The 13505-nt window shown below is 63.9% G+C and carries 14 protein-coding genes; 4 read left to right on the forward strand and 10 right to left on the reverse strand.

What is annotated here, in order from left to right; genetic code table 11:
- Positions 1-11: 11 nt before the first annotated feature.
- A complete protein-coding gene (aroC, locus tag NLY43_RS08475; RefSeq protein WP_023709879.1) occupies positions 12-1127 on the reverse strand; it encodes a chorismate synthase in 1116 nt (371 codons plus the stop codon).
- Between the two features lie 183 nt (positions 1128-1310).
- Between aroC and NLY43_RS08480 the strand changes: the two genes are divergently transcribed.
- Positions 1311-1565, forward strand: coding sequence for a DUF1344 domain-containing protein (locus NLY43_RS08480; RefSeq protein ID WP_023685405.1), 255 nt, complete (start codon positions 1311-1313; stop codon positions 1563-1565).
- Between the two features lie 84 nt (positions 1566-1649).
- Here the strand turns inward: NLY43_RS08480 and NLY43_RS08485 are convergent, their stop codons facing one another.
- From NLY43_RS08485 to mddA, 3 genes are all read right to left on the reverse strand, one after another.
- Positions 1650-2237 carry a histidine phosphatase family protein gene (locus NLY43_RS08485; protein WP_023709880.1) on the reverse strand — a complete coding sequence of 196 codons (588 nt, stop codon included), beginning with the start codon at positions 2235-2237 and terminating at the stop codon, positions 1650-1652.
- A 46-nt stretch (positions 2238-2283) separates the two neighbouring features.
- Positions 2284-3105: an enoyl-ACP reductase FabI gene (gene fabI / locus NLY43_RS08490; RefSeq protein WP_023709881.1), complete on the reverse strand. Its 822-nt coding sequence runs from the start codon at positions 3103-3105 to the stop codon at positions 2284-2286.
- Positions 3106-3328: 223 nt separating this feature from the next.
- The gene (gene mddA / locus NLY43_RS08495) at positions 3329-4063 is read right to left on the reverse strand and encodes a methanethiol S-methyltransferase (protein WP_023723279.1); all 735 of its coding nucleotides are present in this window, start codon (positions 4061-4063) and stop codon (positions 3329-3331) included.
- Positions 4064-4249: 186 nt separating this feature from the next.
- Here mddA and NLY43_RS08500 point away from each other — a divergent pair, with 186 nt between their 5' ends.
- The gene (locus NLY43_RS08500; RefSeq protein ID WP_023692089.1) at positions 4250-4885 is read left to right on the forward strand and encodes a TetR/AcrR family transcriptional regulator; all 636 of its coding nucleotides are present in this window, start codon (positions 4250-4252) and stop codon (positions 4883-4885) included.
- 19 nt (positions 4886-4904) lie between these two features.
- Here NLY43_RS08500 and NLY43_RS08505 read toward each other — a convergent pair whose 3' ends face one another.
- Complete coding sequence (locus NLY43_RS08505; RefSeq protein ID WP_023692090.1) at positions 4905-5834, reverse strand: DnaJ C-terminal domain-containing protein; 930 nt, start codon at positions 5832-5834, stop codon at positions 4905-4907.
- 125 nt (positions 5835-5959) lie between these two features.
- Positions 5960-6421: an RT0821/Lpp0805 family surface protein gene (locus tag NLY43_RS08510; RefSeq protein ID WP_023687129.1), complete on the reverse strand. Its 462-nt coding sequence runs from the start codon at positions 6419-6421 to the stop codon at positions 5960-5962.
- 28 nt (positions 6422-6449) lie between these two features.
- On the opposite strand from NLY43_RS08510, the gene pdxH reads away from it, so the two are divergent.
- Positions 6450-7079, forward strand: coding sequence for a pyridoxamine 5'-phosphate oxidase (gene pdxH, locus NLY43_RS08515; protein ID WP_081725434.1), 630 nt, complete (start codon positions 6450-6452; stop codon positions 7077-7079).
- Between the two features lie 8 nt (positions 7080-7087).
- Here the strand turns inward: pdxH and NLY43_RS08520 are convergent, their stop codons facing one another.
- The gene (locus tag NLY43_RS08520) at positions 7088-7840 is read right to left on the reverse strand and encodes a crotonase/enoyl-CoA hydratase family protein (protein WP_023709883.1); all 753 of its coding nucleotides are present in this window, start codon (positions 7838-7840) and stop codon (positions 7088-7090) included.
- A 31-nt stretch (positions 7841-7871) separates the two neighbouring features.
- Positions 7872-9641 carry an acyl-CoA dehydrogenase family protein gene (locus NLY43_RS08525; RefSeq protein ID WP_023723280.1) on the reverse strand — a complete coding sequence of 590 codons (1770 nt, stop codon included), beginning with the start codon at positions 9639-9641 and terminating at the stop codon, positions 7872-7874.
- Between the two features lie 447 nt (positions 9642-10088).
- On the opposite strand from NLY43_RS08525, the gene NLY43_RS08530 reads away from it, so the two are divergent.
- Positions 10089-11201, forward strand: coding sequence for a glycoside hydrolase family 25 protein (locus NLY43_RS08530; RefSeq protein WP_023723281.1), 1113 nt, complete (start codon positions 10089-10091; stop codon positions 11199-11201).
- Positions 11202-11204: 3 nt separating this feature from the next.
- On the opposite strand, the gene purD is transcribed toward NLY43_RS08530, so the two are convergent.
- The gene (gene purD / locus NLY43_RS08535; RefSeq protein ID WP_023709885.1) at positions 11205-12491 is read right to left on the reverse strand and encodes a phosphoribosylamine--glycine ligase; all 1287 of its coding nucleotides are present in this window, start codon (positions 12489-12491) and stop codon (positions 11205-11207) included.
- Positions 12492-12624: 133 nt separating this feature from the next.
- Positions 12625-13419 (reverse strand): phytanoyl-CoA dioxygenase family protein, encoded by a 795-nt coding sequence (locus tag NLY43_RS08540; protein ID WP_023709886.1) that lies wholly within the window; start codon positions 13417-13419, stop codon positions 12625-12627.
- Between the last annotated feature and the right edge of the window lie 86 nt (positions 13420-13505).

Raw genomic sequence — 13505 nt, forward strand, 5'->3', positions numbered from 1 at the left:
TGGCCTACTGCCTAATCCCTACTGCCTAATCCCCGGCCTGTCTGTCCCCGGTGCCGCAGATAATGGTCGGCGATGGCGCAGGCAACCATGGCTTCGCCGATCGGCACGGCACGGATGCCGACGCAGGGATCGTGGCGGCCCTTGGTCATGACGTTGACGTCGTTGCCGTCCTTGTCGATGGATTTGCGCGGCGTCAGGATCGACGAGGTCGGCTTGACGGCGAACCGGGCGACGATCGCCTGGCCGGTCGAGATGCCGCCCAGAATGCCGCCGGCATTGTTGGACAGGAAGACCGGCTTGCCGTCATTGCCGATGCGCATCTCGTCGGCATTCTGTTCGCCGGTAATGCGGGCGGCTTCAAAACCGTTGCCGATCTCGACGCCCTTGACGGCGTTGATCGACATCAGGCCGGACGCGATGTCCTGGTCGAGCTTGGCATAGATCGGCGCGCCAAGGCCGGCTGGCACGCCGTCGGCGATGATTTCAATAACCGCGCCCACGGAGGAGCCGGATTTGCGGATGCCGTCGAGATAGCTGGTGAAGACCGGAACGGAGGCCGGATCGGGGGTGAAGAACGGGTTTTCGGCGTCACCGATGAAATTCCAGTTCCAGTTGGCGCGGTCGATCGATTTCTCGCCCATAGACACCAGCGCGCCGCGCACCACCATGCCGGGCACCACCTTACGGGCGAGCGCGCCGGCGGCCACGCGCGCGGCCGTCTCGCGGGCCGAGGAGCGGCCGCCGCCGCGATGGTCGCGCAGGCCGTATTTGACGTCATAGGTGTAGTCGGCGTGGCCGGGCCGGTACTGGCGAGCGATCTCGCCATAGTCCTTGGAGCGCTGGTCGACATTCTCGATCAGCATCGAGACGGGCGTGCCGGTGGTGATCATCGTCTCGCCGTCCTCGTCGAGGATGAAGCCGGATAGCACGTTCAACTCGTCCGGCTCGCGGCGCTGGGTCACAAAACGCGACTGGCCGGGACGGCGCTTGTCGAGTTCGGCCTGTATCTCTTGCCGTGTGAAGCGGATGCCGGGCGGGCAGCCATCGACCACGCAGCCGAGCGACGGGCCATGGCTTTCGCCCCAGGTGGTGACGCGGAAGAGATGGCCGAACGTGTTGTGAGACATGAATTTTAGCCCTGCCCGGCAGCGGACCGGATCAAAGGTGCGTTCTATTGGCGTTTTCCACAGCGGTCAAACTGTGATCCGGCGGTTTTAGTTTTGACACATTCGGTTGGTTTCTGCTCTCTTCCATCCGCCCGTTGAAAGCTCGCCGCCATCCGTGCAGGCGCAATGACAAAGAGGACGACGATGCGTACCCTGATTGGCGCTGCTGCCGCCATGTTGCTGATTTCCACCGCCGCCTATGCCGGCCAGACCGAAGGCCTGATCAAGAAGGTCGACAAGGACGCGCTGACGCTGACGCTGGAGGACGGTAAGTCCTTCAAGCTCAACGCCGAGACCGATCTCGATTCGCTGAAACCGGGCATGGATATCGTCATTGCCTATGACGTGACGAATGGCGAGAACGTCGTCACCGACATGGAACTGCCCGACACCGAGTAACACCGACATCGCACAGGCCCTTGCCGCTCGGCGGAGCCCTGCCCGGATAAACAGGACGGTCGTCCTGTTTTTATCTGCTCGAACCTAAAGCCAATCCAGACGCCCGTCCTGCAGCCTGAGCACCCGGTCCTGCCGCACTTCCAGGTTTGCCGCTTCGTGTTCGGAAACACCCTTGACCATCCGAAACAGGGTCCGCACGACGCCACCATGCGTGACGCAGACCGTCTGGCGGTCGAGCGCGTCGAACCACGGCTTCACCCGTTCGAGCAGCATCTGGTAGCTTTCGGCGCCCTCGCCCGGCGGCTGGAAATTCCATTTGTTGCGCCGTCGCGCCTTCGCCGAGCCCGGCATTCGCGTATCGAGTTCGGCATAGGTAAAGCCCTGCCAGTCGCCAAAGTGCACCTCGACCAGACGCGGGTCGGTGCGGTAGGCATCGGGATCGAGTTGCATCGCCAAGCGTAGCCGCTGCATCGTCTCGCGCGTCCGCTTCATCGGGCTGGCGACAAAGTCGAAATCCTCAGGGTTCTGGATCAGTTCGGCCAGCCGCCGTCCATTGCGGGTCGCCTGCTCGCGGCCGAGCGCGTTGAGATCGGTGTCGGCCTGGCCCTGCAGCCGCGACTCGGCATTCCACTGCGTCTGGCCATGGCGCACGATGTAGACGAGCGGAACCATCGGGTCTTCCGGAAATCAGGACAGGCAGGCGGAAACCGCGGCAGAACTATTCCTTGACGGTCGAAATATCCGGCGCGTCGACCGCCTTCATGCCGACGACGTGATAGCCGGAATCGACATGGTGCACCTCGCCGGTGACGCCACGCGACAGGTCCGACAGGAAATACACGGCGGAATCGCCGACTTCTTCCTGGGTGACGGTCTGCTTCAGCGGCGAATTGTATTCGTTCCACTTGAGGATGTAGCGGAAGTCGCCGATGCCCGAAGCAGCCAAGGTCTTGATCGGCCCGGCCGAGATGGCGTTGACGCGGATCTTCTTGCCGCCGAGGTCGACGGCGAGATAGCGCACGCTGGCTTCCAGCGCGGCCTTGGCGACACCCATGACGTTGTAATGCGGCATGACCTTTTCAGCGCCATAATAGGTCAGCGTCAGCAGCGAGCCGCCATCGGTCATCAGCGCTTCGGCGCGCTTGGCGATGGTGGTGAAGGAATAGACCGAAATGTCCATGGTGCGCAGGAAATTGTCGCGCGTCGTCTCGACATAGCGTCCGGTCAACTCGTCCTTGTCGGAAAAGGCGATGGCATGGACGAGGAAGTCGAGCTTGCCGTCCCAATGCCTGGCGACATTGAGAAACACCTCGTCGAGGCTCGCCGGATCAGTGACATCGCAGTGGCCGGCGACAAAGGCGCCCAGTTCCGCAGCCAGCGGCTCGACGCGCTTCTTGAACGCCTCGCCCTGATAGGTCAGCGCGATCTCGGCGCCATGGTCGACGCAGGCCTTGGCGATGCCGTAGGCAATCGATCTGTTGTTGGCGACGCCCAGTATAAGGCCGCGCTTGCCGGCCATAAGGCCCTGTCCACCCGCCATGTCAGCGCTCTCCGAAAGGTTTTCTGCTTTGGAGTGCCTATCGCACAGGCAGAAAGGCGCATCAAGCACAGACGGGGCGCGCGTTCAATTCAGACACTCGGCGTGACAACGAATGGGGGATAATAACGTTGTTGTGAGATTTGAACGCCTCACTGCGGCCAGCGCGCCTTGACGGCCCGGGCCGGCCGACCAGCCGAATCGGCTGGCCGGCACCGCATCGGCCCTATCCCGCCATTTTGCGCCAGGGAATGAGCATTCCCACCTGCTTGCGGTAGAGGCGGTACTGATCGCCAAACATCGCGACGAGATCGCGTTCCTCGAGGAAGATGCCGAGCAGGATGTAGCCGGTGCTGCCCGCCGCGAACAGAAGATGGCCCCATGTCATCGACGGCGTCGCCCAGAAGGCGAGGAGAAAGCCGACATAGAGCGGGTGCCGGACCCATTTGTAGAACAGCGGCGTCCTGAACACGGGCGGCGCCGGTTCGCTCTTGCGCAAAGCGGCGAGAACCTGGCGCAGGCCGAACAGTTCGAAATGGTTGATCAGAAAGGTGCTGGTCAACAATACCGCCCAGCCAAGCCAGAACACGCCATGGATGACGGCGACCCAGACCGGGTTCTCGACCGTCCAGACGAGACCGGGAATCGGCCGCCATTGCCAGTAGAGCAGCAGCAGGATGAGGCTGGCCAAAAGCACATAGGTGCTGCGTTCGGCCGCGTGCGGGACAATCCGTGTCCACCAGCGCTTGAAAACCGGCCGCGCCATGATGCTGTGCTGGGCGGCGAAAAGGCCGAGCAGCAGTGCATTGCCGATGACGGCTTCGACCGGACTTCCAGCGACTCCGGAATCGATCGATTTCGGCACAACCATGTTGCCGACGAAACCGACCGCATAGAGAAACGAACCGAGAAAAATCAGGTATGCGGCAACGCCGTAGATAAGGGTGATTACGCCCGCCATGAGTGCCCTCCATGCAAGCATCAGGATTCGGTCGGTCGACCGAATTCAGCGTCAAAAACCATAAATTTTCTAGCGAGTCAACTTGATCGGTCGCTCGACCGAGATAGAGTGGAGGGACGTCCAGCCCCGGACAGGAGAAGCTATGATCCGCCCAGATTGCACCGCTAACAGCGGCAGCCACGCCGCATGACGGACGCTGCCGAAGCCGTTACCCCGCCGCAGAACAAGCAAAAGCGCGACACGCGCGCCGAACTGATTTCGGCCGCCGAGTTATGCCTCCATCGAGGCGGTTATGCCGATCTGTCGACGCGCCGCGTTGCCGAGATCGCCGGCGTTCCGCTCAGCCAGATCCATTACCATTTCGGCTCCAAGGAACGGCTGTTCCTGGCCCTGCTCGACCATCTGAACGAGGGCCTGCTGAAGCGCCAGGCGGAGACTTTTGCGGCACCTATGCCGCTGTGGCAACGCTGGGAGCGCGCTTGCGATTTCCTCGACGATGATCTGGCGTCCGGCTATGTCCGGATCCTGCACGAGATGATCGCGGCAAGCCTGTCGAGCCCCGAGATCGCCAAGGCGGTGCGCCGCGACCTGCGCGGCTGGTTCGAACTGCTGGACGGACTGGCGCAAGAGGCGGAGCGGCGGTTCGGCGGCCTCGGGCCATTCTCCGCCGCCGAAGTAACCAGCCTGGTCAGCGCCGCATTCCTCGGCAGCGAGACGATGATCCTGCTTGAGATCGAGAGCCCGCATGTCCCGGTGCGGCAGGCGTTGCGCCGCTTCGGCGAAACCATCCGGCGGATGGAGGAAGCAGCGCCCGGCAGCTAGCCAGACAAGTCCAGCCGCGTCAGCCTTTGCGGCTGCGCATCAGCGCTTCGAGTTCGCTGTCGCCGCCTTCCGGCAGCATGATGCGGACATGGGCGTAGAGATCGCCATGGCCACCCGCCTTTTCCGGCAAGCCCCTGCCCTTCAGGCGCAGCACCTTATCGGAGCTCGACCAGGCCGGAATGTTGACCGCCAGCCTGCCGGTCGGCGTGTCGACCGGCACCTTGGCGCCCAGCACCGCATCGGCAAGCGCTACCTCCAGATCGGCATGCAGGTCACGGCCCTCGATGCGGTAGCGCGGGTGCCTGCGGATACGGATCTTGACCAGCGCATCGCCCGGCTGTCCCGGCCCCTGCTCGCCCTGGCCCTTCAGCCGGATGGTCTGTCCGTCCTCGACATAGACCGGCAGCTTGACCGCAATCTTGCGGCCGTCGGGGAACATCGCCGTCACCTTTTCGGCGGTCGCTATCTCCTCGATGGTGACGTCGAGCGTCACGTTGAGATCGGCGGCGGTCGCCTGCTGGCGGCGGTCGCCTGTTCCGGCGCCACGCGCGCCGGAAAAGGCGTCGCCGAAGATCTGGCTGAAAATGTCGCTGTTGCCGTCGAACGGATCGCCGCCCGGACGCCCCGATCGGAATTCGAAGCGCGAGCCGCCGGCGCCCTGCTGGCGGCGGAAGCCACCGAACGGATCGCCGCCGCCGGCTGCACCCTCGAAGCCCTGGAATTTCGGCTTGCCGTCGGCGTCGATCTCGCCGCGGTCGAAGGCCGCACGGTTCTTCTCGTCGCCGACGACCTCATAGGCCTGATTGGCGGCGGCAAAACGGTCCTTGGCCTTGGGATCATTCGGATTCTGGTCCGGATGATACTTCTTGGCGAGCTTGCGGTAGGCCGATTTTATGTCCTTGGCCGATGCGTTCTTGGCAACGCCCAGCACCTCATAGGGGTCGCGCATGCGTCCTGCCCTGGAAAATGAGTTAAATCCACGTTGGCCTTTATATGCGCTCCCATAGGAAGAAATTCCAGTGGCGCACAGGCTTATCGAGGGTTGAAATTGCAGCGCCCGCAAACCTCGAAAAATCAGAGCGGTTTGAAGTCCTGCATGTGCCAGCCGCCGGCCGCGGCGATGCACAATTGCCCCTTGAACAAAGCGACGCCGTCGAAGCTTTCGCGCGAGGCGGTAAAGCTGCGGCAGGCCTGGCCGTTGTCCTGCACTTCGGCGAGTTCGGTGATGGAGCCCCGCGAGCCGGTGTCGGCATTCGCCCACGGCACGGCCTGGCCGCGAAGCTCCTCGATGTCGGCCGAAGACACCGCATTGCCGATCGTGGTCTGGTCGGAAGCGCTGTCGGCGTCCGTCGATGTCACCCTCGCCGGCGCGCTTGAGGTGACGATGGAACGATCGACCTCGGCCTTTTCCAGGCTGAAGCCGCCGGCGCCGCAGGCGGCAAGCGGCAGTGCGATAATCACGATCACGGCTTTCGAACTGGCCGAAGCGATAACGCTCCATTGCCCGCTGTCAAAAGCTTGCGCGATACGCGACAATCGGCAACCTCCTGAAGCTCGAGACAATTTGAGAAAAACTATGAGTGACACTGAGTTAACAAGTAGTGACTTTACCGAAGCCGCCGAGCCGTTCCGGCTCTTTGCTGAGTGGCTGGAGGACGCCAAGAAAAGCGAAATCAACGACGCCAACGGCGTAGCACTTGCAACCGTCGATGCCGACGGCATGCCGGATGTGCGGATGGTGCTGCTCAAGGGTTTCGATGAAAGCGGCTTTGTCTTCTACACGAATTTCGAGAGCGCCAAGGGCCGCGAGATTCTTGGCAGCATGAAGGCGGCGATGTGCTTCCACTGGAAATCGCTGCGCCGCCAGGTGCGCATACGCGGTCCGGTGGAGATCGTCAGCGACGCTGAAGCCGACGCCTATTACGCGACGCGGCCGCGCGGCAGCCGGATCGGCGCATGGGCTTCGAAACAGTCGCGGCCGCTGGAAAGCCGCTTTGCCCTGGAGAAGGCGGTGGCCGAATACACGGCGCGCTACCCTATCGGCGAAATCCCGCGGCCAAAGCACTGGTCGGGCTTCCGCATCGTGCCGCAGGCGATCGAGTTCTGGCACGACCGGCCATTCCGGCTGCACGATCGGCTGGTCTTTTCGCGCAACGCCGAAGGCGGCTGGGACAAGACACGGCTTTATCCCTGAGGATAAGTTCAGGCCTTCTTGCGCGTCATGAAGGCCGTCAACGCGGCGCGCGCTTCGTCGGACTTCAGCCGCTCGGAGAAATGCTCGCTCTCCACCTTGATGCGGGCGACAAGCTCGTCGCGCGGGGCGCGCATCAGGTCACGCGCAATCTTCAGCGCCTGCGGCGGCTTGGCGGCGATCGCGCCGGCCGCGGCGAGTACCGCGGCTTCTAGCCCGCCCTCCTCGACCACCTCATAGATCAGGCCGGCGGCCTTGGCGCGTTCGGCGGAAAAACCTTCGCCGAGCCCAAGCAGCGCGAAGGCGCCCTGCCTGCCGAGGATGAGCGGCGCCAGCAGGCTGGAGCCCGCCTCCGGCACCAGGCCGAGGTCGACGAATGGTGTGCGGAACACCGTGCGCGGCGTGGCGAAAGTCAGGTCGCAATGCAAATTGAGCGTGGTGCCGATGCCGACGGCAATGCCGTCGACGCCGGAGACCATCGGCTTCTCCGTTTTGGCCAGCGCCATCAGGAAGTCCCAGACCTCGTTGCCGCCTTCACCGCCGGTGGCGATGACCAGGAAATCGGCGAGATCGTTGCCGGAAGAGAAGGCGCCTGAAACACCGAGGAAGACATGGACGCGGACCGCCGGATCGGCATCGCCATCGGCCAGCGCCTTGGACATTGTCGCGTACATGGCGCGCGTCAGTGCGTTCTTCTTGTCGGGACGGTTCATGCGGATGATCTGGATGGCGCCCTGGCGCTCGACGAGAATATGGTCTGTCACGGTCATTCTTCCCTGGTGAGCGCTCTGGTATTCAGGCCGTTATCAGCGCCTTGCCGGCGGTAGCGAGGCTCTCGGCGCCATCGATGACGCGTTCCTTCAAGGCGCTGACTTCGCCGAGCAGGTTTTCGGCGAAAAAGCGGCAAAGGGCGATGCGGCTCTGCTGGGCAAGTCCGCCACGCGCCAGATAAGCGCCGCCGGCAGCAAGCGAGATCAGCCTGAGATAGGGGGTTGCACCGGCTTGCGCTTCGTCCAGACGGCCGTCGGCCAGCAGCTTCTGCAGGAAGCGCGTCGCCTCGGTGAGATCGTCGAACGCCTGGTCAAGCGCTTCGGCGGTGCGGCCGAAGCCCTGCAGGTTCGAGGTCCGCACCTCGTCGGCGATGGCCTTCAGTTCGGCGATATAGCCATGCACATGCTCGCCGCCGCCAAGCGGCAATTTGCGGGCTACAAGGTCGATCGCCTGGATGCCGTTGGTGCCTTCATAGATCGGCGCAATGCGGGCGTCGCGATAGAGCGCGGCCGCGCCCGTCTCCTCGATGAAGCCCATGCCGCCGTGGACCTGGACGCCGAGCGATGCGACATCGACGCCGATATCGGTGGAAAAGGCCTTGGCCAGCGGCGTCAGCAGATTGGCGCGATCGCGCCAATGCGCGGCCTCCTCGCCTGTCGACACACGCGCGAAGTCGATGGCATAGGCGCAGGAATACGAGATGGCGCGGGCGATCTGGGTCAAAGCCTTCATGGTCAAGAGATTGCGCTGCACGTCGGGGTGATGGACGATCGGCGCCATCCCGGCGCCTGAAAAGTCCGATGCCTTGCCCTGGCGGCGCTCATTGGCATAGGCGATCGCCTTCTGCGTCGCGGCTTCGGCCACTGCCACGCCCTGCATGCCGACGCAAAGCCTCGCGTTGTTCATCATGGTGAACATGCAGGCGAGCCCCTTGTTCTCCTCGCCTATCAGCCAACCGATGGCGCCGGGCGCAGCACCCTGGAACCCGTCGCCATAGATCATGGTGCAAGTCGGCGAGGCATGGATGCCGAGCTTGTGCTCGAGGCCGGAACAGAAGACGTCGTTGCGGGCGCCGAGCGAGCCGTCATCATTGACCAGGAATTTCGGCACCAAAAACAGCGAGATGCCGCGCGTGCCGGCCGGTGCGTCGGGCAGCCGCGCCAGCACCAGATGGATGATGTTGTCGGTGAAATCATGCTCGCCATAGGTGATGAAGATTTTCTGGCCGAAGATGCGGTAGGTGCCGTCGCCGGCAGGCTCGGCGCGACTGCGCAAGGCGGCGAGATCGGAACCGGCCTGCGACTCGGTCAGGTTCATCGTCCCCATCCACTCGCCGGAGACGAGCTTTGCCAGATACTTTGCCTTCAGCGCTTCGGAGGCATGCTTGTCCAGCGCCTCGACGGCGCCCATGGTCAGCGTCGGGCCGATGCCGAAGGCCATGGCGGCGGAGTTCCACATTTCGAGCGCGGCAACGCCGAGCATGGTCGGCAGGCCCTGGCCACCGAATTCTTCCGGTCCGGACAGCGCGTTCCAGCCACCGCCGATCCAGCTGCGGTAAAGCGCCCTCCAGCCGGGCGGCATGGTCACGGCTGCATCCTTCAGCACCGCGCCGTGCTCGTCGCCGATCTTGTAGAGCGGCGCCACTTCCTCGCTGGCGAAGCGGCCGGCCTCGGCCAGGATGGCGTCGACAAGGTCTTCGCCGAGGTCGCCGAACGCGCCGCTGTCGAGCGCCGGTTTGAGCCCGGCGACATGCTTGAGCGTGAACGAAATGTCGTCGACCGGGGCCTTGTACATGCCGCTTCTCCTCCGCTGCTCCGACTGCTCGATCCTAGGACCCGGGCCGATGCAAAACCATCCGCCTCTGGGCGGCCTCCGACCTTCTTTTTACGTAAACGTCAAACTTTGTCACGCGGATTTTCATCGAACTTCGTCGTCCACAGGTGGAGCGGGAGCGTAGCGGATGCCGAGTACCATGTCGCGACCTCGCGCCAGGGGCGCAACGGTGCAGAATTCCGCGCCGTGGCAACGCTTCGAAGTCGCGGAATGCATACTATGGTCCGCGCCGCGTCGCTTCGCTCCTTGCTTCGCCATAGAATGACGAAATCGCGAGAGCGACAGGACTCCTGCCCGAAAGCACTTCCTTAACCATACCGGTCCACCATCGGTGTTTGGTCAGCGGGGATCCCCTGTTTGAAAACGCCGGCGCATCTTCTTCGCCGCTCAGCGATCGCTCTCGCGGCGATGATGGCGCTGACGTCAGCGGCTACAGCCTCGGACTTTTCCGAGCCTTGGCGGGATGGCGACCGCGCGCTGGTGGTCGACGCCTATGAATACAATTCCATCGACTGGGCGCAGCTTGCCACCGACAAGCGCATTGTCGGCTTCATCAACAAGGCCTCCGACGGGCTGCCGCCGCCCTATTTCTGCTACGGCGACGAGCCTACGGTCAAACTCTGCAAGACATTGTGGAAACGCTTTGCGGTGACGCGCGAGCTGTTTCAGACGCGCAAGGTGGTGGCCAAGGCGCTCGGCCTGAAATGGGGCGCCTATCATCTTGCCCGCCCCGGCAATCCGCTCGAGCAGGCCAACAGTTTCATCGATTTCGCCGAGCCAGCCCCTGACGATCTGCTCGCCCTCGATCTCGAAGGCAACGACCCCTCGCAATGGATGTCGCTCGAGGATGCCGAGGAATTCGTGCGCCAGGTGCACCGGCGGCTCGGCCGTTTCCCGATCCTCTACACCAACGGCAAGACCGCCCAGTACATCGCCGACAACCGCTACCAATACCGTCTGCTGTCGCGGCTGCCGCTCTGGTATGCGCGCTACAAGCCCGACATCGACGTGCATTTTCCGATGGGCAACTGGCAGGGCTATGCGCTGTGGCAGTTCTCGGCGCAGGCCAATTGCGGGCGCCTGCGCTGCCCCTACCGCGTCGCCGGCACGCCCAACGACATCGACGTCAACGTCGCGCCGATGGACGCGGCGGCACTGCGCCAGCAATGGCCCTTCGGCGGCCTGATCGACGTGCCGCCCGACTACCTCGCCTCGATACCGGTGCCGGTGTCGCGCGCGGCCGGGCTCGCCGGCAAAGTCACCATCACATACGCCGATGTGGCGACGCCACCGACGGTCGAGGAAATGGTGGCGGTGCTCGGCGCGCGCTGGCAGACATTCCGCGCCGCCTTCCGCATGCCGGTGGTCAAGACGGTGCCGCGCCGCGCGCGCTTCGGTATTGCCGAGTATGTCGCCTGGAAGCGGACCACGTATCGTTCGGAGGCTCTGCTCGAGGCCGCCTTCTCGCAGGCCGCCGACCCGGTCAGCACCGCTTCGACGGAACTGGTTCGCGAGCGCTGAGGCTTATGTGGCGGCGCTGGCCTTTTCCCGCGCCACCGCCTGCCAGCCTATGTCGCGGCGGCAGAAGCCTTGCGGCCAGTCGATACGGTCGAGCGCGGCGTAAGCGCGGCTTTGCGCTTCGCCCACCGTCTTGCCTGATGCCGTGACGTTGAGCACGCGGCCGCCATTGGCGACCAGCGCGCCGCCATTGATGGCAGTGCCGGCATGGAAAATCTCAACGCCTTCGCCAGCGGCTTCGTCGAGAGCCCGAATGACCGAGCCTTTTTCCGGCGTCCCGGGATAGCCCTGTGCCGCCATCACCACGGTCAGCGCGGCATCGTCGCGCCAGCGGATCGAACTGTGCGCCAACTGGCCGTCGACGGCGGCGTTGAGCAGCACCAGCAGATCGTCCTTCAGCCGCATCATCAGCACCTGACACTCGGGATCGCCGAAGCGGGTGTTGTATTCGATCAGCTTCGGCCCCTTGTCGGTGATCATCAGCCCGGCAAACAGAATGCCGGCGAACGGCGCGCCAAGCTCGGCCATGCCGCGCATGGTCGGCTCGACGATCTCGCGCATGGTGCGCTCGACCATTTCGGGGCTCATCACCGGCGCCGGCGAATAGGCGCCCATGCCGCCGGTGTTGGGGCCGGTATCGCCATCGCCGACGCGCTTGTGGTCCTGCGCGGTGCCAAAGGGAAGTGCGGTCGTGCCGTCGCACAGGCAGAAGAAACTCGCCTCCTCGCCGGTCATGAATTCCTCGACTACTACCTCAGCGCCGGCGTCACCGAATGCGCCGTCGAAACAAGCATCGAGGGCGGCGCGCGCCTCGTCCAGCGTCATGGCGATGGTGACGCCCTTGCCGGCGGCAAGCCCGTCGGCCTTGATGACGATCGGCGCGCCGACCTTTTCGACATAGGCTTTCGCCGAGGCAAGATCGGTGAAGCGGCCATAGGCGGCGGTCGGGATGCCGTATTTGGCGCAAAGGTCCTTGGTAAAACCTTTCGAGCCTTCGAGCCGCGCTGCCCGCTTCGACGGGCCGAAGACGCGGATGCCCTGCTCACGCAGATCGTCGGCAATGCCGGCGACCAGCGGCCCTTCCGGCCCGACGACGACGAGATCGATCGCGTTGTCCTGGCAGAAGCTGGCAACAGCGGCATGGTCGGCGATGTCGAGCTTGACCAGTTCGGCCTCGTGGGCGATGCCCGGATTGCCGGGCGCGGCATAGAGCCTGGTCAAAAGCGGCGAGGCCGCGATCTTCCAGGCCAGGGCATGTTCGCGGCCGCCGGAGCCGATCAACAAAACGCGCATGCCGATGTCCCTTGTCATTTCACGACAGGGACTGCGCTATTGCCCCGGGCGGCGCGGGTCAAGAGTTTTACCTTGCGCCATACCGGTTGCGCACGGGAACGTCGCGCCGAGAGCACGGCGTCCCCGGCCGGTATCAGCTCTGGAAGACCACTGGAAACCAGTCCTCGCGCAGTTTCTGGCCGGGCTTCATGTCATGGCCGGCATAGGGCGGCGAGGTACGGCCGGGGCGCTCGACATAGCGCGCATCGTCGCCGACCCAGCGCAGCGACAGCGCCCGGCGCCGCGCCGCGGTCGGATTGCCGCGCGCACCATGCGCGGTGCGGAAGTCGAACAGGATGGCGTCCCCCGGTTCCATCTCCCATTCGAGCACCTTCAGCGACGGGTCCTTGTCTGGATCCGGCACGGGGAGGTAGTCGCCCTCGCCGGCATAGAAATTGCTGTCATCTAGCCAGCGCACCGGCAGGATCATCTTGTCCCATTTGTGCGAGCCGGCGATCAGCCGCAGCGTCGCTTCCTTGACCGGATCGATCGGAATCCAGAAGCTGACGGTCTGGGTGCCATCGACGAAGTAATACGGGATGTCCTGGTGCCAAGGCGTCGGCTTTTGCGTGCCCGGTTCCTTGACCAGCACATGGTCGTGGAAGAACTGGGCGCTGCGCGACTGCATCGCCGCTGCCGCGAGTTCCGCGGCCGGGGAATTGCGCACCACGTCGACGAATTCGGGAATGCGCTCCCAATTGCAGTAATCGTCGAAGAAGCTGCCCTTGCCGTTGGCGATGTCCGACGCCGTGGCGCTGCGGTTTTGCATGTTGCGCTCGATGCCGGCGCCGATGGTGCCGACCCAGTCCTTGAAAGCGCCGCGTATGCAGACCGCGCCGTCGCGCTGGTAGTCGGCAATCGCTGCGGCATCGATATGTCTGGCGGCCATCTCATGTCTTCCCTGTTTCGATGACCGACTATCGCAGCCGCCGCACATCGCGTAAAATAATAACTTCTCATCTCTCTTATAGTTTT

Origin of the sequence: Mesorhizobium sp. C416B (genome assembly GCF_030323165.1) — a bacterium.
Classification (GTDB): domain Bacteria; phylum Pseudomonadota; class Alphaproteobacteria; order Rhizobiales; family Rhizobiaceae; genus Mesorhizobium.